This window comes from Mesorhizobium sp. M0227 (genome assembly GCF_040321855.1).
Classification (GTDB): Bacteria; Pseudomonadota; Alphaproteobacteria; order Rhizobiales; family Rhizobiaceae; genus Mesorhizobium.
In genome coordinates, this window is the sequence record NZ_JAMYSJ010000001.1 from 636326 (window position 1) to 655786 (window position 19461).

Consider the following 19461-nt stretch of genomic DNA (forward strand, 5'->3'; position numbering starts at 1 on the left):
CGAGGAGCGCTGTGCGGCGAAGAAGGCGCACCGTACTTTTCAAAACAGGGAATCCCCGTTGATCAAAGGCAAATCCTGAACCGCCATGGTTAAGGATTTGCTTCGGCGGGAGACACGGCTGAGGTGGCCTTTGGTGGATCGACGATCAGGGTGAGATTTACCGGGATTCAACGACAAGCCGTTTGTAAGCATTCGCGGCTTTGCGTAGCGCTTCATTCGGCTCCGGCGGGTTCACAATCGCTGCCACCAAGGCGATCTGGTCCTCGATTGAAAGGCGGATGGCGGCAGCCTCGTCAATGGAGGGCTGCGCTGCTTCGGTGTGGGCAATACCGGTCTGTTCGTTTGGCATTATGATCACCTTTGGTCGAGCGTTCAGCGCCGGCTGAATGGCTAGAATTCAAACGGGTCCGGCGCCGGCTCTTGCCGCAGCGTGCCTTCGGCGGCGCGTTTGCGGTGGTGGGCGAGCGAACATTGCGGCGAGCACAATATGCCGCGATCCGACCAGTAGGCGGCACCGTGGTCCAGTCTGCCCCCATGGTAACAGAACCCCTCCGCTCGATAGGGCAGGCCGCATTCGATGCAGCGATAGGCGTCGGGTATGGCAAGCATGGCACGGTTCCGGTCGGCGGGTTCTGATCTGTCGCCGGTTGATTTGATCCGGCGTCGATTGAATTTAATACGCGCCGCCGCGATTGCAAAATCGCGTGACAAAATTTGACGTTTACGTAAAAAGAAGATGGGAGACCGCCCAAAGGGCGGATGGTTTTGCAGCGGTACCGGCTCTACGGTTGGGCAGGCCGATGCATCAGGAGGAGTGAGCGGCATGTATAGGGCACCGGTCGAGGATATCGCCTTCACGCTCAAGCACGTGGCCGGCATGAAATCGGCGCTCGATGCCGGCACCTTCGGCGATCTCGGCGAGGATCTGGTCGATGCCGTTCTGGGTGAGGCCGGCCGTTTCGCCACCGAAGAGGTCGCACCGCTCTACACGATCGGCGATCGGCAGGGTGCGGTGCTGAAGGGCGCCGCCGTCACCACGCCGCCCGGCTGGAAGGAACTCTATCGCCGCTGGATCGATGGCGGCTGGAACGCGCTCTCCGGGCCTGCGGAATATGGCGGCCAGGCGCTGCCGACCATGCTCGGCGTGGCCGCGCTCGAAATGTGGAACTCCGCCGCCATGGCCTTCGGCATCGGCCCGACGCTGACCATGGGCGCGGTCGAGGCGCTCGACAAACACGCCTCCGACGACCTCAAGGCCAAATATCTCGAAAAGCTCGTCTCCGGCGACTGGATGGGCACGATGAACCTGACCGAGCCGCAAGCCGGTTCGGACCTCGCCGCCTTGCGCGCCCGCGCCGAGCCGGCGGGTGACGGCAGCTACCGCATCTTCTGCCAAAAAATCTTCATCACCTATGGCGAGCACGATTTCACCGACAACATCATCCATCTGGTGCTGGCGCGGCTGCCCGACGCGCCGGCCGGCACGCGCGGCATATCGTTGTTCCTGGTGCCGAAATTCCTGGTCGGCGACGATGGCGCGCTTGGCGCGCGCAACGACGTCTTCTGTTCCGGACTTGAGCATAAACTCGGCATCCATGCCTCACCGACCTGCACCATGATCTATGGCGACGGCTTCGAAGGTGCCGAACCCGGCGCCGTCGGCTGGCTGATCGGCGAGGAGAACAAGGGGCTAGCCTGCATGTTCACCATGATGAACAATGCGCGGCTTTGTGTCGGCATGCAGGGGGTAGCGGTCGCGGAAGCCGCAACGCAGAAGGCGATCGCCTATGCCAATGAGCGCCGGCAGGGCAAGGCCGCGAGCTACACTGGCACGGGTATGGCGCCTATCGTCCATCACCCCGATGTCCAGCGTAACCTGCTGACCATGAAGGCGCTGACCCAAACCGCACGCGCCATCAGCTATTCCTGTGCCCACGCCATCGACATGGCCCGAGTCTCCGCCGGTGACGAGGCGGCACACTGGCGCGACCGTGCCAATCTGCTGACGCCGCTGGCAAAGGCGTTCTCGACCGATATCGGCGTCGAAGTTGCCTCACTCGGCCTCCAGGTTCATGGCGGCATGGGTTTCATCGAGGAGACGGGAGCGGCCGCCTTCTATCGTGATGCCCGTATCGCGCCGATCTACGAGGGCACCAACGGTATCCAGGCGATCGATCTGGTGATGCGCAAGCTGCCGCTCGGCGGTGGCGACCATGTGCATGGTTACATCGCCGAACTGGCTGATATGGCCGCAGCGGTGCGGACCTCGAACATGAAGGGTTTCGGCCGCACCGCCGACGCTCTCGACGCGGCACTTGGCGATCTCAGCGAAGCGACCCGCTTCCTGCAAAAACTGACGGCCGATGGCCGGTCGGAAGAGGCGCTGGCAGGCGCCACGCCCTATCTCAGGCTGATCTCGCTTGCCGCCGGCGGCGCCTATCTGGCGCGCGGTGCTCTTGCCGATCACAACCGCATAGCGCTTTGCCGTTTCTTTGCCGAAAACCTGCTCGGCGAGGTCAGCGCCTTGAGGGCGCGCGTCATCGATGGCGCCGAAAGCCTCGCCGCTGCCGGCAAGACGCTCGTCTCCGCCTGACGTTTCACAAGGAAAACACCGTGACAGACCATATCCTCGTCGAGCGCCAGGGCGCCATCCAGATTATCCGCATGAACCGGCCGGACAAAAAGAATGCGCTGACGCGCGCCATGTATGCGAAAATGTCAAAAACCCTGGCCGAAGGCGACGCCGACCCGGCGATCCGCGCCCACGTCTTTCTCGGCGTGCCCGGCGCTTTCTCCTCCGGCAACGACCTTGCCGACTTCATGGTCGTCGCCACCGGCGGCGACGGCGGCACCGAAGTCTGGGATTTCCTGATGGCCCTGGCCAAGGTCGAAAAACCCATGGTCTCCGGCGTCGACGGCATCGCGGTCGGCATCGGAACCACGCTCAATTTGCATTGCGACCTGACCTTCGCCACGCCACGCACCGTGTTCAGGACGCCTTTCGTCGACCTTGGCCTGGTGCCTGAGGCGGGATCGAGCCTGCTGGCACCGCGCATCCTCGGGCAGCAGGGTGCCTTCGCGCTGCTCGGCCTCGGCGAAGGCTTTTCGGCTGAACGGGCGAAGGCCGCCGGCCTGATCTACGAGGTGGTCGAGGAAGCAGCGCTGGAGGCCTCGGTGCTGGCGGCGGCCGGGCAGATCGCGGCCAAGCCGCCGCAGGCGCTGAAGATCGCGCGCGACCTGATGCGTGGCTCGCGAGACGACCTCGTCGCCCGCATCGGCGAGGAAAGCGAGCATTTTCGCGAGCGGCTGAAGTCCGATGAGGCGCGCGCCGCGCTCACCGCGTTCATGACCAGAAAGAAGGCCTGAGCCTCTCCTTCAGGGATAAAGCCTCGTCTTATCCCAGGCGCCTTTCGCGTCGCGGCTGAAGACGAGCCGGTCGTGCAGGCGGAACGGCCTGTCGTGCCAGAACTCGATGGTGCTCGGCACGATTCGGAAGCCGGACCAGTGCTTTGGCCGGGGGATCTCGCCGATCGGATAGCGTGCCGTGTATTCTGCCACCGCCTTTTCCAGCGCAAAGCGGCTTTCCAGTGGTCGCGACTGTTTCGAGGCCCAGGCGCCGATGCGGCTGCCGCGTGGCCGCGTCGCGTAATAGGCGTCGGCTTCGGCGTCGCTGACGATCTCCACCGGTCCGCGAATGCGCACCTGGCGGCGCAGCGACTTCCAATGGAAACACATCGCCGCCTTCATGCTGCCAAGAATCTCCTGGCCCTTGGCGCTCTCGAAATTCGTGTAGAAGACAAACCCGCCTTCATCGAATCCCTTGAGCAACACCATACGCACATCCGGCATGCCGTCGGCATCGACGGTCGCCAGAGCCACGCCGTTGGGGTCGTTCGGCTCGCTTTTCGTTGCGTCGTCCAGCCATGCGGCAAAGAGGCGAAACGGCTCGGCAGCCTCGGTAAAGTCACCGCTTGTTAACTCAGTGTCACTCATAATTTTTCTCAAATTGTCACGAAGCCAAGATTCTTACAAAACCAAGATTCTTAACGAAGCAAGGGGGAGGCTGCCGATTGTCGCGTATCGCGCAAGCTTTTGACAGCAGGCAATGGAGCGTTATCGCTTCGGCCAGCGCGAAAGCCGCGATCGTGGCGGTCGCCTTGCCGCTTGCCGCGTGTGGCGCCGGCGGCTTCAGCCTGGAAAAAGCCGAAGTCGACCGCTCGATTCTGACCAGCAGCACGTCGGCCTCGGCCGCGCCGGCCAATTCGGATCGCGACTCCGACCAGACGACGATCGGCAATGCAGTCTCCTCGGCCGACATTGAGCAGCTCGGCGGGCAGGCCGTCCCATGGGCCAATGCCGGCACCGGCTCGCGCGGTACCATCACCGATCTGGCGGAATTGAAGGACAACGGCCAGACCTGCCGCCGCTTCAAGGCCTCGCGCGAAAGCTTTGACGGCGTTGCCATGTTCGAAGGCGAACTGTGCCTGGCCAGCGCCGGCGGCTGGCGCATGCAGGACTTCAAGGCACTCTGAGCCTGATCCGCAAGTCGATCGGACCGGCTCTGATTTCCGCGTCTGATATGCGGCTCCAGCACTGGAATTTCTTCCTATGCGAGCGCATATAGGGGGCAGCTAGAGACTCAACTCTTCTCCAGGGCAGTAAGCATGCGCGACCCCTATGAGGTGCTGGGCGTTGCCAAGAACGCATCGGCCAAGGATATAAAATCGGCGTACCGGAAACTCGCCAAGAAGCATCATCCGGATCAGAACCCGAATGATCCCAAGGCGAAGGACCGTTTTGCCGCGGCCAACCAGGCCTATGAGATCGTCGGCGACGAAAAGAATCGCGCCGCTTTCGATCGCGGCGAAATCGACGCCGACGGCAAGCCGCGATTCCAAGGCTTTGAGGGCGCTGCCGGTGGCGGCGATTCCTTTGGCGGCTTTCGCCGGCAACAGGGTCCGGGCGGTTCGCGGTTCGAATTCCGCTCCGGCCGACCGGGTGGCGATCCGTTCGACGGCAACAGCGACATCTTCAGCCAGATTTTTGGCGACACTTTTTCGGGCGCGCGCGGTCCCGGCACGGGCGATCGCCGCCAGCAGGCGACAGCAGCCGATCTGAACGTCACGCTCGACGTCACCATCGAGGAAGCGGCGACCGCCGAAAAGGTGACGGCGATGTTCCCCGACGGCCGCAAAGTGGCGGTCAAGCTGCCGGCCTATGTCGAGGATGGCCAGACCATCCGCCTCAAAGGCCAAGGCGAGCAGGGGCCGGGCCAGCCAGGCGACGCGCTGGTCAAGATCCATCTGCGCCGCCATCCACGCTACCGCATCGAGGGCCGCGACCTGCACGCCGATCTGCCGGTGGCGCTGGCGGATGCGGTGCTCGGCGCCAAGGTGCCGGTCGAGACGCCGACCGGCAGGCTTGCGGTCAACATTCCTGCCTGGTCGAGCTCCGACAAGGTCCTGCGGCTGAAGGGCAGGGGCCTGCCGGAAAAGGCCGGCGGTCACGGCGATCTCTACGCTCACGTGCGCATCATGCTGCCGGAAGGCGGCGACAGCGCGCTCGAAGCGCTGTTGCGCAGCCAAAAAGGCTGATCGGCGGCTTTTGTCCCCTGAACTGTCCGGTTTGAGCGCTTGAAGGGGCTCTGTGCCTGTGCGATAGGGCAACCCACAAAGCTGAAATCTTGCGGAGAGCGCTCACATGGCGGGTGGACAGGGCCTAATGGCCGGCAAGCGCGGCCTCATTCTTGGCGTCGCCAACAACAGGTCGATCGCCTATGGCATCGCCAAGTCGTGCGTCGACCATGGCGCCGAGATCGCGCTGACCTATCAGGGTGAGGCGTTCAAGAAGCGCGTCGAGCCGCTGGCGGCGGAACTGGGCGCCTTTGTCGCCGGCCATTGCGACGTCACCGATCCGGCGAGCCTGGACGAGGTTTTCGCCAATGTCGCCAAACATTGGGGCAAGCTTGATTTCCTCGTCCACGCCATTGCCTTCTCCGACAAGGATGAGCTGACCGGCCGTTATGTCGAGACGACGCGCGACAATTTCCTGCGCACCATGGACATTTCGGTCTATTCCTTCACCACCATTGCCAAGCGCGCCGAGGCGCTGATGACCAATGGCGGCTCGCTGTTGACCTTGACCTACTACGGTGCCGAAAAGGTCATGCCGCACTACAACGTCATGGGTGTCGCCAAGGCGGCGCTCGAGGCCAGCGTGCGCTATTTGGCGGTCGACCTCGGCGCCAAGAAGATCCGCGTCAACGCCATTTCGGCCGGCCCGATCAAGACGCTTGCCGCTTCCGGCATCGGCGATTTCCGCTACATCCTGAAGTGGAACGAGTACAATTCGCCCCTGAAGCAGACGGTGACACAGGAGGAAGTCGGCGATTCCGGCGTCTATTTCCTGTCCGACCTGTCGCGCGGCGTCACCGGTGAAGTGCACCACGTCGATTCGGGCTACCACGTCGTCGGCATGAAGGCCGTCGACGCGCCTGATATTTCGACGGTCAAGGACTAACACCCCGCCAACCGTCGTCCGTCCCGATCCCGCACCGGAAGACCTGATGTACCCGCTGGTTTACATCGCGCGCCACGGCCAGACCGCGTGGAACGCCGAAATGCGGCTTCAGGGGCAGGCCGACACCGATCTCAACGCTCTTGGCCGCGAGCAGGCGACCGGAAACGGGCTTCGGCTAGCCGCGTTGGTCCCAAATCCCTGGGAATTCGATTTCCTCGCCAGTCCGATGAAGCGGACGCGCGAAACGATGAAGCGTATTCGCGCTGCGATGAAGCTCGATCCGGGTGCCTATCGAACCGACCCGCGCCTCGTTGAAGTCAATTTCGGCGATTGGCAGGGATTTACCTTTCCCGAGCTCGAGACACGGTATCCCGGCGCAAGCAGGACGCGGGCTCTGGACAAATGGAACTTTCAGCCGCCCGGCGAAGGCGCTGAGAGCTATCAGATGCTGCTCGAACGGGTAAGGCCATGCTTCGACGCAATCGAACGCCAGACGATATGCGTGACCCATGGCGGCGTCATGCGCACCTTGTTTCGCTTCGTTCTGGGGCTGGCCGAGGACGAGGCAGCGAACCTGGAAATACCGCAGGATCGCCTGCTCAAGCTCGAAGGCAAGAGTCTGGAGTGGCTTTAGGCCAGTTCGCACGCGGCTCGGCGAAAGCTGAACCGCAAACACTGCATTCAATTGAGGTTGGAAGCTCTAGTTGGCAGAGCTGTCCGGCAGTTCCATGTCGGTGATGACGTTTTCGCCATTGGTCACATCGTAGGCAATGACGATGTCCATGCCCGGCTTCAGCGCGTCGAGATCGGTCTCTGCGTTCAGCTTGTAGGACTTGCCGTCATCCAGAGTCAGCGTCAGCGCGTCCTTGTCGACCTTCTTGATCAGGCCTTCTGTCTGGCCGGCGAAAGCGGCGGTGGAAAGCAGCAGCGTGGCGGCAACGGCGCCAATCAGGGTACGCATAATCGTTCCTCTTTATCATTGCACCGGCATGGCGGCGGCGGATACTCAACGGCGGATCGAAGAAAGCAGAAACCAGCCGAATGTGTCAAAACTTAAACGGCTGGGATGACAGTTTGACCACTACGAAAAACGCCAATAGAAGGCAGGCTTCAGCCGGCTCCGCTGCCGGGCAGGGCACTTTCCATGTCTCACAACACGTTCGGCCACCTTTTCCGCGTCACCACCTGGGGGGAAAGCCATGGCGCCGCCCTCGGCTGCGTGGTCGACGGCTGTCCGCCTGGCATCCGCTTTACGCGCGACGATATCCAGGTCGAACTCGACAAGCGCCGGCCGGGGCAATCACGTTTCGTGACGCAGCGTCGCGAACCAGATGAAGTGAAGGTGCTGTCCGGCTTCATCTTCGACGAGGACGGCGAAACGATGATCACCACCGGCACGCCGGTGTCGATGCTGATCGAGAATGTCGACCAGCGTTCAAAGGATTATGGCGAGATCGCCCGCCAATACCGGCCGGGCCATGCCGATTACACCTATGACGTCAAATACGGCGTGCGCGATTATCGTGGTGGCGGCCGCTCCTCGGCCCGCGAGACGGCAGCCAGGGTGGCAGCCGGTGCCTTGGCGCGCAAGGTGGTGCCCGGCGTGGTGGTGCGCGGCGCGCTGGTGTCGATGGGCGAAAAATCCATCGATCGCGCCAACTGGAACTGGAATTTCATCGGCGATGCCGAAAATCCGTTCTTCACCCCCGATCCGGCTTCCGTTCCCGTCTTCACCAGATATCTCGACGGCGTCCGCAAGGCGGGCTCCTCGGTCGGTGCGGTGATCGAAATCGTCGCCGACGGCGTTCCGCCAGGCCTCGGCGCGCCGATCTATGCCAAGCTCGACCAGGACATCGCCTCCGGCCTGATGTCGATCAACGCCGTCAAAGGCGTCGAGATCGGCAACGGCTTCGAAGCCGCCCGCATCACCGGCGAGCAGAATGCCGACGAGATGCGCATCGGCAATGACGGCAAGCCGGTGTTCCTGTCCAACAATGCCGGCGGCATCCTCGGCGGCATCTCGACCGGCCAGGCGATCGTCGCCCGTTTCGCCGTCAAGCCGACCTCGTCGATCCTGACTCCGCGAAAGTCGATCGACAAGGACGGCAAGGACGTCGAGATCATGACCAAGGGCCGCCACGATCCATGCGTCGGCATCCGCGCCGTGCCGATCGGCGAAGCAATGGTTGCCTGTGCGATCGCCGACCACTATCTGCGGCATCGGGGACAGACGGGGAGGGGAATAGGGGAATAGGGGAATAGAGGAATAGGGGAATATATTGCGCTCTTAGTCCGGCCGGCCAAATCTTTTTGCTTTTCCCTACTCCCGTACTGCCCTACTCCCTTATTCCCCTGCGAGCGAAGCGAGTACCCATGCCTTACGACCAGAAAAAAATCGTCGAAGCCCTGCGTGCTTTCGAACGCGGCGAGATCGTCGTCGTCATGGATGATGACGGGCGCGAGAACGAGGGCGACCTGATCGTCGCCGCCGTCCACTGCACGCCCGAAAAAATGGCGTTCATCGTTCGCCACACGTCCGGCATCGTCTGCACGCCGATGCCGCGCGAAGAAGCCAAGCGGCTTAACCTTGCGCCGATGGTCGCCGACAACGATTCCGCCCACACCACGGCTTTCACCGTCAGCGTCGATTTCAAGCATGGCACCACCACGGGCATCTCGGCCGAAGATCGCACTTTGACCGTTCGCAATCTTGCCAACGGCAATGTCGGCGGCTCGGATTTCGTCCGGCCCGGCCACATCTTCCCTTTGATTGCGCGCGAAGGCGGCGTGCTGATGCGCTCCGGTCATACCGAAGCAGCGGTCGATCTGTGCAAGCTCGCCGGCCTGCCGCCGGTCGGCGTCATTTCCGAGCTGGTCAATGATGACGGCACCGTCAAGCGCGGCCCGCAGGTGCAGGCCTTCGCCCAGGAGCATGGGCTGAAGCAGGTTTCGGTCGCCGACCTCATTGCCTACCGGCAGCGCAAGGAAACTCTGGTCGAACGCGTCGCGTGCTCGGAAATCGACACGCTCGGCGGCAAGGCACAGGTCTTCACCTACACGCTGCCGTGGGACTCCATGCATCACGTCGCGATAGTCTTCGGCGACATCCGCGACGGCGAGGAGGTCCCGGTGCGTCTGCATTCCGAGGATGTGGTGACCGATGTCTTCGGCACCAGCCACCGGCTCGACGCCATCATGAAGGCGATGGGTGAGCGCAGGCGCGGCGTCATCGTCTATCTCAGAGAAGGCTCCGTCGGCGTTGCGCATCAGGAACGCAAACGGCCGGCCAGCGGCGACCGCGAGGATCACGAAGAGGCTCGCCGCCGCGAAAACGAGTGGCGCGAGATCGGGCTCGGCGCGCAGATCCTCAAGGATCTCGGCATCTCCTCGATCAACCTGATCGCCTCGCGCGAACGCCACTATGTCGGCCTCGAAGGTTTTGGCATCCACATCGCCAAGACCGAGATCCTCTAGGCAGCTAGCGCCCGGCTCGAAACCGGGCGCTATCTGATTATTCCGCGGCAATCGCGGCCGCTTCACATCCGTCCATCTCGCACTCAGTCGTGGCAAGGCTGCGTTGGCCAAGCAGCACCGTGGCCAGCGCGATCGTGCCTGAAGCCACCGACACCCAGAACCCGTTCGGTGCACCGAACGCATCCACCACCGCGCCGGCCGCGAACGAGCCCAGCGCCATGCCGATGCCGATGCCGGTCATGACCCAGGTGATGCCTTCGGTCAGCATCGCTTCCGGCACATGCCGCTCGATCAGGCCGAAGGCCGTGATGAAGGTCGGCGAGATCGCCACACCGCTGATGAACACGGTCAGCGCCAGCAGCGGCACGGTGTCGGCGGCGAGCGGCAACAGCGTGCCGAGCGCGACGAGGGCGACTGCGATGGCGAGCTGGCGTTGCAGCGGCGCCTTCAGGCTGAGCGCGCCGACGATGATGCCGAGCACGAACGATCCCAGCGCATAAACGCCGATGACAAGGCTGGCGGCGCCGGGTTGGCCAAGCTCCTTGGTGATCGCCACGGTGGTCACTTCCGTCGTCGCGAAGGTTGCGCCGACGAAGATCAGGGCAAGCGTGATGATCTGAACCGGCCGCAGGCGGATCGCCGAGCCGCTTGAGTTATGGTCGACCGGCCGCACCTGGGGCTCGGTCGAGCGTTGCAGGATGAAGGCCGCTGATCCGAATGCGAGAAATAATGTGCTCACCAGAACGCCGGCTTCCGGGAATAGGGCGGCACTCAGGCCGACCGATAACGATGCCCCGGCGATATAGACCAGTTCATCGGCCACGGACTCGAAGGCGAATGCGGTGTTCATCTGCGGTCGTCCTCGGAAAATCTCTGTCCAGCGCGCCCGCACCATCGCAGGTATGCTTGGCATGGCGGCGGCCAGGAGTGCCGACACGAACAGCGTCCACACCGGCCAGTCCTGGTTGGCCGCCGCTATGAGGACGGCGAAAGCCAGCACCGCGATGATAGTGGTGGGCACGACGATTCGTGTCTGGCCCAGGCGGTCCACCAGTCTCGATATTTGCGGCGCGACGAAGGCGTTGGCCAGCGCGTATGTCGCCGAGACGGCTCCAGCCAGCCAGTATTCGCCGCGCGCCTGCGACAGCATCGCCACGATGCCGATGGGCGCCATGGCGATCGGCAGGCGCGCTAGGAAGCCGGCGGCGGCAAAGCCCTTGGCGCCGGGGGCACGAAAGATTTCCGCATAGGGATTTTGCATCGGTTGGTTCCTCGACAAAGGACGATTGGACAATTACATACGGAGCGTATGATTATTAGATAGAGCATACGCCGCGTATGTCAATTAGCATACGAAGCGTATGTGAATAGGTCCAGGACACATGCACAAACCCCGCAAGGAGATGATCGCCGAGACGCGCGCAAAGCTTATTGCGGCGGCCCGTCATGCCTTCGGCACAACAGGCTATGCGGAAGCCTCGATGGATGATTTCACCGCTTCGGCCGGGCTGACGCGCGGTGCGCTCTATCATCATTTCGGCGACAAGAAGGGGCTGTTGCAGGCGGTCATAGCCCAGATTGACGGCGAGATGGCGGCGCGCATCAATGAGGTCGCGTCGAGAGCACCGACCCGCTGGCAACATTTCGTCGACGAGTGCTCGACCTATATCGAGATGGCGCTGGAGCCGGAAATCCAGCGCATCATGTTCCGCGATGGCCCGGCCGTGCTGGGGGATCCAGCGCAATGGCCGAATGCCAGTGCGTGCATCGCTTCAATGACCGACCATCTGACCGCGCTGCAGGAGGAGGGGGTCGTTGTCTCCAGCCTCGACCCCGAGACCGCCTCGCGACTGATCATCGGAGCGAGCAGCCAGGCAGCGCAACGGATCGCCAATTCGAATGACCCCGAAACGACGTCGAAGAAGGTGGTGACGGCGTTCAAGCAACTGCTTGAAGGCCTGCTGAAGAAGCCGGATCCGCAGTCGAATTGAAGTTCTCACCGGAGCTTTCGTGCCGGCAGCTGTTCACGATAGGAATTTTTTCTTGACACCATGCCCTCAGCTAAGGTATATATTCGTCCATGGTGCTGATTTGCGCCAGTGACCGGCCGCACAGGCGGGTTTTTCGTTTGATGCTCCGTCAGCCAACGCGCTGGCGGGCTCCGAACCAACCCGTTACCCCGAATTCGTCGCCCTTCGGCGTCAGGGCCGCAATTGACAATCGCCGGGTTGAGTCCATCCTCTTCCACCATCTCTGAGGCGGAGATTCGGGACACATGTGGGATTTCGAGATCGGCCGGTCGGTGTCCATCATGATGCGGACCTGGCCGTTCATCGTCTTTCGCATGATCGTCTATTTCGGCATCACGCTGGCCTATATTATGGCAACCGGCACCGGCGCCTCCGTCGGCTATGGCGTTGGCCATATCTCCACCGATCCCGACGGGCCGCTGTCGTTTGCCCTGTGGGGCGGCGTGGTCGGTTTCGGCGTCGTCTCGATCGCCGTCTACTGGATCCGCGAATACATCCTCTATGTCGTCAAGGCCGGCCACATCGCCGTCATGGTTCATCTGATCGACGGCCGCGACATTCCCGGCGGTCAGGACCAGATCGCCTACGCCAGGGATGTCGTCACCCAGCGTTTTGCCGAAGCCAACATCCTTTTCGTCGTCGACCGACTCGTCAAGGGTGCCATCCGTGCCATCACCGGCCTGCTCGGCGGTATCGCCGCCTTCCTGCCGATACCAGGCCTGAGCGGCCTGGTCTCCTTCATCAACACGGTGATCCGCCTGTCGCTGACCTATGTCGACGAGATCATCCTCGGCTACAACATCCGCATCAATTCAGCCTCGCCCTTCGAGACGGCGCGCCAAGGCGTAGTGCTCTATGCTCAGAACGGCAAGGTCATGGTCAAGAACGCCGTCTGGCTGGCGGTCATCATGTGGGGCATGTCGTTCATCATCTTTCTGATGATGCTGGCACCTGCCGGTGCGATTCTGTTCCTGATGCCTGGCCAGCTCGCCGGCTGGGCTTTTGTGCTCGCCATCGTCTTCGCCTGGGCATTCAAGGCGGCGTTCATCGAGCCTTTCGCCATCGCCTGCCTGATGCAGGTCTATTTCAAGACCATCGCGGGCCAGGTGCCCGATCCGGCCTGGGACGCCCGGCTGGCCGAGGCATCGTCGAAGTTCAGGGAGCTCAAGGACAAGGCGCTGGCCTCCTTCGGCGGTTCGCGCTGGGCTACGGCCGGCGCCACACCCTGATCGGCTGGGCGGATGGTGTCTGGTGAGGCAGGAACGGTGTTGAGGCGCGCCACGGTGGATTTGAGCTGTGTCTCGCCTTGCCCGGAAAAGGTCTCGCTCATGATCAGCTCCGGCAGCGGCAGCCGCCGTCCCCAGCCATGCGTTTCAAGGTCCGGTTTGGGAGCGAACTCGGAAACACGGCCGACGCAGAGATAGGCGACCGGCGTTACGTGATCCGGAATGGCCAACAGCCGCTTCAGCGCCTCAGCCTCGATGATGCTCACCCAGCCGACGCCAACGCCCTCGGCACGCGCGGCCAGCCAGAAATTCTGCACCGCGCAGACGGTGCTGTAGAGATCCATCTCCGGATTGTGCCAGCGTCCCAGCGGCGAACCCTTCGAGCGCTGCCGGTCGCAGGTGATGCAGATGTTGAGCGCGCTCTCGCAGATGCCTTCCAGCTTGAGCTTGCGGTACAGCGCCTGTTTTTCCGCCTCGATCGCCGGCAGTTCCTGTTCTCGCGCGGCCAGGAACAGGTCGCGCACCTCCGCCCGTCGTTTGACATCGCGAATGACAATGAAATTCCATGGCTGCATGAAGCCGACCGATGGCGCGTGATGGGCGGCAAGCAGCAGCCGTGCCAGCACGTCGTCATCGATCGCGGTGGGCAGGAAATGGCTGCGCACGTCACGCCGCGTGAACATGGCGCGGTAGACCGCATCGCGCGCATTCTGGTCAAATCCATCGTCAATGGCAGCGGTCATGTGTTCCGGCATCGCTTGTCCCCTTGCGATTGCAGATTCAAAACTGACAGAGCGTACTTTGTGCGTCCAAGTAGACGCACGTCGCTCTGATGCCATCCGCCTGACCACGCGGATGACAATGCCTGCCAGGCCGGTCTTCTGGCTCGGGATCAACCCGCGTCCGGTGCCTTCCCGTCATCGACAGTGGCATTTACCGGCGCGGTCCCCCTCACAGCGTTGGGCACGCCACGGAATTCAACCGTGTTCCCGATTCTCCCGCTTGCGGCGGGCACCAGGCAGTACCAGGGACCTTACGCCGAAGCGCCCGCGGGGCCAATGCCTGCGGCGACGCGAATGGACGCAGTCGCGATTTTCCCCAGTCATCGGCCGCCCGTGCATGGCCTTTGTCGATCCGGGTCACTAGATTAGGACGATGACCACCCGTCTCTACACCCATCCGATCTTCCTCGAGCATCTCACGCCGCCCGGACATCCCGAGCGGCCCGACCGCTTACGCGCCATCGAGCGCGTGCTCGACGACGAAGCCTTTGCCGGGCTCGATCGTATTCAGGCGCCGGAAGGCGACGAGGCCACCATCCTCTACGCGCATCCCGCCGATTTCGTCGCCCGCGTGCGCGCCGCCATCCCCGACGAGGGGATTGCCCGCATCGATGCCGACACCACTGCCAGCCCGAAGAGCTGGCAAGCGGCGATCACCGCGATCGGCGCCGCCAACGCCGCCGTCGATGATGTCTTTTCGGGCCGCGCCGACAACGTCTTCGTCGCCGCCCGGCCGCCCGGCCATCATGCCGAAAAGACCACGGCGATGGGCTTTTGCCTGTTCAACACGGCGGCGATCGCGGCGCGTTATGCGCAGAAGAAACACGGTGTCGAGCGCGTTGCCGTCGTCGACTGGGACGTGCATCACGGCAATGGCACGCAGGATATTTTCTGGGACGATCCGTCGGTGCTCTATTGCTCGACACACCAGATGCCGCTTTATCCCGGCACCGGAGCGAAGACCGAAACGGGCGCCGGCAACATCGTCAACGCACCGCTGGCGCCGCAGACCGGCAGCGAAGTGTTTCGCGATGCCTTCCTGTCGCGCGTCCTGCCCGCGCTCGACAATTTCGCGCCCGACCTGATCATCATTTCGGCGGGGTTCGACGCGCACCACCGCGATCCGCTGGCCGAGATCAATCTGACCGAGGATGATTTCGACTGGGCGACCGGCCAGCTGATGCAGCGCGCGGCACGCCACAGCGGCAACCGGCTCGTCAGCCTGCTCGAGGGCGGCTACGATCTGCAGGGATTGGCATTTTCGGTCGCCGCCCATGTCGGGCGACTGATGAAAGGATGAATGATGGCCGATGAGACCAACGAAGACGTCAAGGCGATGAGCTTCGAGCAGGCACTCGATGCGCTGGAGAAGATCGTCGATGATCTGGAGCGTGGCGACGTGCCGCTCGACCAGTCGATCAAGATCTATGAGCGTGGTGAGGCGCTGAAGGCGCATTGCGACCGGCTGCTGAAGGCCGCCGAGGACAAGGTCGAGAAGATCAGGCTGTCGCGCGACGGCAAGCCGGTTGGAACGGAGCCACTCGACGCGGATTGAGGCTCGGTCCGAACGATGGCCTCGCCTCACCGGTTTTTGGACATGATCATGATCGAGGATATAACTCGTTCCGATTGAAACAGCTCAAGGACAAGAGGAGATACGGAAGCGATGTGCAGAAACATCAAGACCCTGTTCAATTTTGATCCGCCGGCAACCAATGACGAGGTGCGCGACGCGGCTCTTCAGTTCGTCCGCAAGCTGAGCGGAACCACGCGACCCTCGAAGCAGAACCAGCACGCCTTCGACCATGCCGTCGAAGCCATCGCCGCCTCGGCGCGCGAACTGCTCGATTCCCTGGAAACCCACCAGCATCCGCGTAATCGCGAAGAGGTGGCGGCCAAGCTGCGGGCAAAGGCGGCGATCCGCTTTGCCTGATGCGGCCAGGCGGCCTTCGACCACCGACAAGGAGAGTCCATGAGCTTCTTCCCCGGGAAAGACCCTGAGGCAGGCGATGCCTTCGCCAGCGATCAGATCGAATTGATGGTCATACCCAACGCCAAGGATATCGGCGGTTTTCAGGTGCGCCGTGCCCTGCCGACGGCAAAAAGGCGGCTGGTGGGGCCGTTCATCTTCTTCGACCGCATGGGTCCCGCGATCCTGCGCGCCGGTCAGGCACTGGATGTCCGTCCGCATCCGCATATCGGCCTGTCGACGGTCACCTATCTGTTCGACGGCAAGATCCGGCACCGCGATTCACTCGGCACCGAAATGGTCATTCAGCCCGGCGACGTGAATTTGATGACCGCCGGCCGCGGCATCGTCCATTCGGAGCGTACGCCGGAGGAACTGCGTGGCGCGCCGATGTCGGTATCCGGCCTGCAGACATGGCTGGCTCTGCCGGACGACAAGGAAGAGGTGGCTCCGGTTTTCGAGAATACCGCAGCGCTTCGGCTTCCCGAGATCGAAGCCGAAGGCGTCAACGGGCGCCTCATCATCGGCGATTTCCAGGGACTGCGGTCCCCGGTCAGGGCCGACACGGAGACGCTCTACGCCGACCTGCGCCTGGCGCCCGGCGCCAGCGTGAAAATCCCTGCTGATGCGGAAGAACGCGCCATCTATACGCTGGAAGGCGAGGTCTCAATTTCGGGTGATGTATTCCCAGCCGAACGGCTGCTGGTGTTCCGTCCCGGTGACGAGATCGTCGTGTCGTCGCAGACCGGGGCGCATTTCATGCTGTTCGGCGGCGCCTCTCTTGGTTCGAAGCGTTACATCTGGTGGAATTTCGTCTCGTCGTCCAAGGAGCGCATCGAACAGGCGAAAGAGGAATGGAAGACGGGCCGCTTCGACATCGTTCCCGGAGACGAGGAAGAGTTTATTCCGCTGCCGGAAAGCTGATGCCCTGTCACCCAAAAGTGGCAGAACGAAATGCATAGACAAAAGACTAGGGCCTGATCCGCGTCACTGACACACATTTACTTTCGCCGGCCGGCGGCCTATTCGCCCATCAACCGAAAGCCCGAGCACCGTGAACGCAACGCCGCATACGCCGCTTCTCGACAAGGTCCGCATCCCGGCCGACCTGCGCACGCTTGCCGAAAGTGAACTGCCGCAATTGGCGTCCGAGCTTCGCGCCGAGCTGGTCGACGCCGTGTCCCGCACGGGTGGTCATCTGGGCGCAGGGCTTGGCGTGGTCGAGCTGACAGTGGCGCTGCACTATGTCTTCAACACCCCCGACGACCGGCTGATCTGGGATGTCGGCCACCAGGCCTATCCGCACAAGATCCTGACCGGCCGCCGCGACCGTATCCGCACGCTGCGCCAGGAAAGCGGTCTGTCCGGCTTCACCCGCCGCGCCGAGAGCGAGTACGATCCCTTTGGCGCCGCCCACTCCTCGACGTCGATATCGGCCGGCCTCGGCATGGCCGCCGCCCGCGATCTCTCCGGCGGCCGCAACAACGTCATTGCCGTCATCGGCGACGGCGCCATGTCTGCCGGCATGGCCTATGAGGCGATGAACAATGCCGGCGCGCTCGATGCACGGCTGATCGTCATTCTCAACGACAACGACATGTCGATCGCGCCGCCGACCGGCGCGATGAGCGCCTATCTGGCGCGGCTGGCCTCCGGCAAGGCCTATATCGGCCTGCGCGATTTCGGCAAGAAACTGACGTCCTATCTCGGCAAGCGCGCGGATCGTGCGATCACAAGGGCAGTCGAGCATGCACGCGGCTACGTCACCGGCGGCACGCTGTTCGAGGAACTCGGCTTCTATCACATCGGCCCGATCGACGGCCACAATCTGGAGCATCTGATCCCGGTCCTGAAAAACGTCCGCGACAATGGCGAAGGCCCGGTGCTCATCCATGTCGTCACCCAGAAGGGCAAGGGCTATGCGCCGGCCGAAGCCGCTGCCGACAAATATCACGGCGTCAACAAGTTCGACGTCATCACCGGCGCGCAGGCCAAGGCGCCAGCCAACGCACCGGCCTACACCAAGGTGTTCGCCGAAAGCCTGGTCCAGGAGGGCCGCGAGGACGACCGTATCGTCGCCGTCACCGCAGCCATGCCGAGCGGTACCGGCCTCGATTTGTTCGGTGAAGCGTTCCCGTCGCGCACCTTCGATGTCGGCATCGCCGAACAGCACGCGGTGACCTTCGCCGCCGGCCTTGCCACCGAAGGCTACAAGCCGTTCGCGGCCATCTATTCCACCTTCCTGCAGCGCGCCTACGACCAGGTCGTCCACGACGTCGCCATCCAGAAATTGCCGGTGCGCTTTCCCATTGACCGGGCCGGCTTCGTCGGCGCCGATGGCGCCACCCATTGCGGCGCCTTCGACACCACCTTCCTGGCGACACTGCCGGGTTTCGTCGTCATGGCCGCCGCCGACGAGGCGGAGCTGCGCCACATGGTGCGCACCGCGGCAAGCTATGATGACGGCCCGATCGCCTTCCGCTATCCGCGCGGCAACGGCGTCGGCGTCGACATGCCGGAGCGCGGCTCGGTTCTCGAAATCGGCAAGGGCCGCGTCGTCAAGGAGGGCACCAAGGTTGCATTGCTGTCCTTCGGCACGCGGCTGCAGGATTGCCTGATCGCCGCGGAGGAGCTAGGGGCTGCCGGGCTGTCCACGACGGTCGCCGACGCCCGTTTCGCCAAGCCGCTCGACGAGGATCTGATCCGGCGGCTGGCCCGCTCGCATGAGGTGCTGGTGACGGTGGAGGAGGGCGCAGTCGGCGGCTTCGCCAGCCACGTGCTGCAGTTCCTCGCCCATGAAGGCCTACTGGAAAGCGGCCTGAAGGTGCGCCCGCTGGTACTGCCCGACGCGTTCACCGACCACGCCAAGCCGGAAAAGATGTATGCCGATGCCGGGCTCGATGCTGCCGGCATCGTGCGCACCGTGTTCGTGGCACTCGGGCACACAGTCCACGCCCAGCGCGCCTGAATCAAAGTCTCAATGACTTGAATCGGTTTGCCGGCCAACGATCTTAACGCGTTGTTTACGCTGACGTTTGGCGCTTTGCTTACCGTGTCTGTTGGCCGTTTTTCAATGGCGCCCTGCTAGATCGTGATCAGGCAGGGAGACAACAACAATGAAAACGCTTCTGTGCGGTGCAGCGCTTTGCGCCGTCATCGTCGCGCCGGCCACAGCCGAAACGCGCTATGATCGCAGCCTCGAAAAGGCGGCGATGGGCATCATCGCTGGCAAGATGGGCGACATCCGCGGCGGCTTTTCATTCAAGCAGGTGCCGCAACTGGTGGTTCTGCCGGCCCCTGTTTCCGCGCCTGCGGTTGCCATCGAGCCTGCACGCGAGCAAGCTTCAGGAGGGCGTGAGGATGGGTTGTCTCCAGCCGTCGAGCGTCCGGTTCCGCGAAGCGTATTCTGAGCTGGAGAGCAGCAAGCCTTGATCGGGATTGCCCGATCGTTTCAATGTGCT

The 19461-nt window shown here is 63.0% G+C and carries 21 protein-coding genes, 1 pseudogene and 1 riboswitch; of the genes and pseudogenes, 16 read left to right on the top strand and 6 right to left on the bottom strand.

Going from position 1 to position 19461, the window contains the following annotated elements; all coding sequences use genetic code 11:
• Window positions 1–157: 157 nt before the first annotated feature.
• Both NKJ00_RS02855 and NKJ00_RS02860 read right to left on the bottom strand, forming a co-directional pair.
• The gene (locus NKJ00_RS02855; protein ID WP_352628619.1) at window positions 158–349 is read right to left on the bottom strand and encodes a type II toxin -antitoxin system TacA 1-like antitoxin; all 192 of its coding nucleotides are present in this window, start codon (window positions 347–349) and stop codon (window positions 158–160) included.
• A 41-nt stretch (window positions 350–390) separates the two neighbouring features.
• Window positions 391–609, bottom strand: a complete 219-nt coding sequence (locus tag NKJ00_RS02860; RefSeq protein WP_352628762.1) for a hypothetical protein — start codon at window positions 607–609, stop codon at window positions 391–393.
• Window positions 610–823: 214 nt separating this feature from the next.
• Between NKJ00_RS02860 and NKJ00_RS02865 the strand changes: the two genes are divergently transcribed.
• Entirely contained in the window at window positions 824–2593 is a 1770-nt protein-coding gene (locus NKJ00_RS02865) for an acyl-CoA dehydrogenase family protein (RefSeq protein ID WP_352628621.1), read from the top strand.
• A 20-nt stretch (window positions 2594–2613) separates the two neighbouring features.
• Entirely contained in the window at window positions 2614–3366 is a 753-nt protein-coding gene (locus NKJ00_RS02870) for a crotonase/enoyl-CoA hydratase family protein (RefSeq protein ID WP_023808638.1), read from the top strand.
• Between the two features lie 9 nt (window positions 3367–3375).
• On the opposite strand, the gene pdxH is transcribed toward NKJ00_RS02870, so the two are convergent.
• On the bottom strand, window positions 3376–3993 hold the full coding sequence (gene pdxH / locus NKJ00_RS02875) for a pyridoxamine 5'-phosphate oxidase (RefSeq protein ID WP_352439989.1): 618 nt from the start codon (window positions 3991–3993) through the stop codon (window positions 3376–3378).
• Between the two features lie 77 nt (window positions 3994–4070).
• Here pdxH and NKJ00_RS02880 point away from each other — a divergent pair, with 77 nt between their 5' ends.
• The 4 genes from NKJ00_RS02880 (at window position 4071) to NKJ00_RS02895 (ending at window position 7153) form a co-directional block, all read left to right on the top strand.
• Entirely contained in the window at window positions 4071–4532 is a 462-nt protein-coding gene (locus tag NKJ00_RS02880) for an RT0821/Lpp0805 family surface protein (protein WP_352628624.1), read from the top strand.
• 132 nt (window positions 4533–4664) lie between these two features.
• Entirely contained in the window at window positions 4665–5594 is a 930-nt protein-coding gene (locus NKJ00_RS02885; protein ID WP_352628626.1) for a DnaJ C-terminal domain-containing protein, read from the top strand.
• 106 nt (window positions 5595–5700) lie between these two features.
• Window positions 5701–6519, top strand: coding sequence for an enoyl-ACP reductase FabI (gene fabI / locus NKJ00_RS02890; protein WP_023808634.1), 819 nt, complete (start codon window positions 5701–5703; stop codon window positions 6517–6519).
• Window positions 6520–6565: 46 nt separating this feature from the next.
• Window positions 6566–7153: a histidine phosphatase family protein gene (locus NKJ00_RS02895; RefSeq protein ID WP_352628628.1), complete on the top strand. Its 588-nt coding sequence runs from the start codon at window positions 6566–6568 to the stop codon at window positions 7151–7153.
• Window positions 7154–7219: 66 nt separating this feature from the next.
• On the opposite strand, the gene NKJ00_RS02900 is transcribed toward NKJ00_RS02895, so the two are convergent.
• A complete protein-coding gene (locus NKJ00_RS02900; protein WP_352628630.1) occupies window positions 7220–7480 on the bottom strand; it encodes a DUF1344 domain-containing protein in 261 nt (86 codons plus the stop codon).
• Window positions 7481–7663: 183 nt separating this feature from the next.
• Between NKJ00_RS02900 and aroC the strand changes: the two genes are divergently transcribed.
• Both aroC and ribB read left to right on the top strand, forming a co-directional pair.
• The gene (gene aroC / locus NKJ00_RS02905; RefSeq protein ID WP_352628632.1) at window positions 7664–8773 is read left to right on the top strand and encodes a chorismate synthase; all 1110 of its coding nucleotides are present in this window, start codon (window positions 7664–7666) and stop codon (window positions 8771–8773) included.
• Between the two features lie 119 nt (window positions 8774–8892).
• Window positions 8893–9993 carry a 3,4-dihydroxy-2-butanone-4-phosphate synthase gene (gene ribB / locus NKJ00_RS02910; RefSeq protein ID WP_023808630.1) on the top strand — a complete coding sequence of 367 codons (1101 nt, stop codon included), beginning with the start codon at window positions 8893–8895 and terminating at the stop codon, window positions 9991–9993.
• Between the two features lie 37 nt (window positions 9994–10030).
• Here ribB and NKJ00_RS02915 read toward each other — a convergent pair whose 3' ends face one another.
• Complete coding sequence (locus NKJ00_RS02915; protein ID WP_023808629.1) at window positions 10031–11254, bottom strand: MFS transporter; 1224 nt, start codon at window positions 11252–11254, stop codon at window positions 10031–10033.
• Between the two features lie 121 nt (window positions 11255–11375).
• Here NKJ00_RS02915 and NKJ00_RS02920 point away from each other — a divergent pair, with 121 nt between their 5' ends.
• Both NKJ00_RS02920 and NKJ00_RS02925 read left to right on the top strand, forming a co-directional pair.
• Window positions 11376–11984, top strand: coding sequence for a TetR/AcrR family transcriptional regulator (locus NKJ00_RS02920; RefSeq protein WP_352628635.1), 609 nt, complete (start codon window positions 11376–11378; stop codon window positions 11982–11984).
• 284 nt (window positions 11985–12268) lie between these two features.
• Complete coding sequence (locus tag NKJ00_RS02925) at window positions 12269–13252, top strand: hypothetical protein (protein ID WP_352628637.1); 984 nt, start codon at window positions 12269–12271, stop codon at window positions 13250–13252.
• A 122-nt stretch (window positions 13253–13374) separates the two neighbouring features.
• Here the strand turns inward: NKJ00_RS02925 and bluB are convergent.
• Window positions 13375–14088, bottom strand: a pseudogene (bluB, locus tag NKJ00_RS02930) (5,6-dimethylbenzimidazole synthase); the annotation flags it as partial.
• A 15-nt stretch (window positions 14089–14103) separates the two neighbouring features.
• Window positions 14104–14283, bottom strand: a riboswitch (cobalamin riboswitch).
• 121 nt (window positions 14284–14404) lie between these two features.
• Here bluB and NKJ00_RS02935 point away from each other — a divergent pair.
• The 6 genes from NKJ00_RS02935 (at window position 14405) to NKJ00_RS02960 (ending at window position 19410) form a co-directional block, all read left to right on the top strand.
• Window positions 14405–15331, top strand: coding sequence for a histone deacetylase family protein (locus NKJ00_RS02935; RefSeq protein WP_127290880.1), 927 nt, complete (start codon window positions 14405–14407; stop codon window positions 15329–15331).
• A gap of 3 nt (window positions 15332–15334) precedes the next feature.
• Window positions 15335–15586: an exodeoxyribonuclease VII small subunit gene (locus NKJ00_RS02940; RefSeq protein ID WP_127268720.1), complete on the top strand. Its 252-nt coding sequence runs from the start codon at window positions 15335–15337 to the stop codon at window positions 15584–15586.
• Between the two features lie 111 nt (window positions 15587–15697).
• Window positions 15698–15964, top strand: a complete 267-nt coding sequence (locus NKJ00_RS02945) for a DUF2277 domain-containing protein (RefSeq protein ID WP_027035955.1) — start codon at window positions 15698–15700, stop codon at window positions 15962–15964.
• Window positions 15965–16003: 39 nt separating this feature from the next.
• The gene (locus tag NKJ00_RS02950; RefSeq protein ID WP_352550848.1) at window positions 16004–16924 is read left to right on the top strand and encodes a pirin family protein; all 921 of its coding nucleotides are present in this window, start codon (window positions 16004–16006) and stop codon (window positions 16922–16924) included.
• A gap of 130 nt (window positions 16925–17054) precedes the next feature.
• The gene (gene dxs, locus NKJ00_RS02955; RefSeq protein ID WP_128302487.1) at window positions 17055–18968 is read left to right on the top strand and encodes a 1-deoxy-D-xylulose-5-phosphate synthase; all 1914 of its coding nucleotides are present in this window, start codon (window positions 17055–17057) and stop codon (window positions 18966–18968) included.
• A gap of 148 nt (window positions 18969–19116) precedes the next feature.
• The gene (locus NKJ00_RS02960; protein ID WP_023808620.1) at window positions 19117–19410 is read left to right on the top strand and encodes a hypothetical protein; all 294 of its coding nucleotides are present in this window, start codon (window positions 19117–19119) and stop codon (window positions 19408–19410) included.
• Window positions 19411–19461: the final 51 nt, after the last annotated feature.

Excerpts from the sequence above, each read along its gene's own strand:
- NKJ00_RS02855 (WP_352628619.1), bottom strand. The coding sequence starts at position 349 with ATGCCAAACGAACAGACCGGTATTGCCCACACCGAAGCAGCGCAGCCC.
- NKJ00_RS02860 (WP_352628762.1), bottom strand. The coding sequence starts at position 609 with ATGCTTGCCATACCCGACGCCTATCGCTGCATCGAATGCGGCCTGCCC.
- NKJ00_RS02865 (WP_352628621.1), top strand. The coding sequence starts at position 824 with ATGTATAGGGCACCGGTCGAGGATATCGCCTTCACGCTCAAGCACGTG.
- pdxH (WP_352439989.1), bottom strand. The coding sequence starts at position 3,993 with ATGAGTGACACTGAGTTAACAAGCGGTGACTTTACCGAGGCTGCCGAG.
- NKJ00_RS02885 (WP_352628626.1), top strand. The coding sequence starts at position 4,665 with ATGCGCGACCCCTATGAGGTGCTGGGCGTTGCCAAGAACGCATCGGCC.
- fabI (WP_023808634.1), top strand. The coding sequence starts at position 5,701 with ATGGCGGGTGGACAGGGCCTAATGGCCGGCAAGCGCGGCCTCATTCTT.
- NKJ00_RS02895 (WP_352628628.1), top strand. The coding sequence starts at position 6,566 with ATGTACCCGCTGGTTTACATCGCGCGCCACGGCCAGACCGCGTGGAAC.
- NKJ00_RS02900 (WP_352628630.1), bottom strand. The coding sequence starts at position 7,480 with ATGCGTACCCTGATTGGCGCCGTTGCCGCCACGCTGCTGCTTTCCACC.
- aroC (WP_352628632.1), top strand. The coding sequence starts at position 7,664 with ATGTCTCACAACACGTTCGGCCACCTTTTCCGCGTCACCACCTGGGGG.
- ribB (WP_023808630.1), top strand. The coding sequence starts at position 8,893 with ATGCCTTACGACCAGAAAAAAATCGTCGAAGCCCTGCGTGCTTTCGAA.
- NKJ00_RS02915 (WP_023808629.1), bottom strand. The coding sequence starts at position 11,254 with ATGCAAAATCCCTATGCGGAAATCTTTCGTGCCCCCGGCGCCAAGGGC.
- NKJ00_RS02920 (WP_352628635.1), top strand. The coding sequence starts at position 11,376 with ATGCACAAACCCCGCAAGGAGATGATCGCCGAGACGCGCGCAAAGCTT.
- NKJ00_RS02925 (WP_352628637.1), top strand. The coding sequence starts at position 12,269 with ATGTGGGATTTCGAGATCGGCCGGTCGGTGTCCATCATGATGCGGACC.
- NKJ00_RS02935 (WP_127290880.1), top strand. The coding sequence starts at position 14,405 with ATGACCACCCGTCTCTACACCCATCCGATCTTCCTCGAGCATCTCACG.
- NKJ00_RS02940 (WP_127268720.1), top strand. The coding sequence starts at position 15,335 with ATGGCCGATGAGACCAACGAAGACGTCAAGGCGATGAGCTTCGAGCAG.
- NKJ00_RS02945 (WP_027035955.1), top strand. The coding sequence starts at position 15,698 with ATGTGCAGAAACATCAAGACCCTGTTCAATTTTGATCCGCCGGCAACC.
- NKJ00_RS02950 (WP_352550848.1), top strand. The coding sequence starts at position 16,004 with ATGAGCTTCTTCCCCGGGAAAGACCCTGAGGCAGGCGATGCCTTCGCC.
- NKJ00_RS02960 (WP_023808620.1), top strand. The coding sequence starts at position 19,117 with ATGAAAACGCTTCTGTGCGGTGCAGCGCTTTGCGCCGTCATCGTCGCG.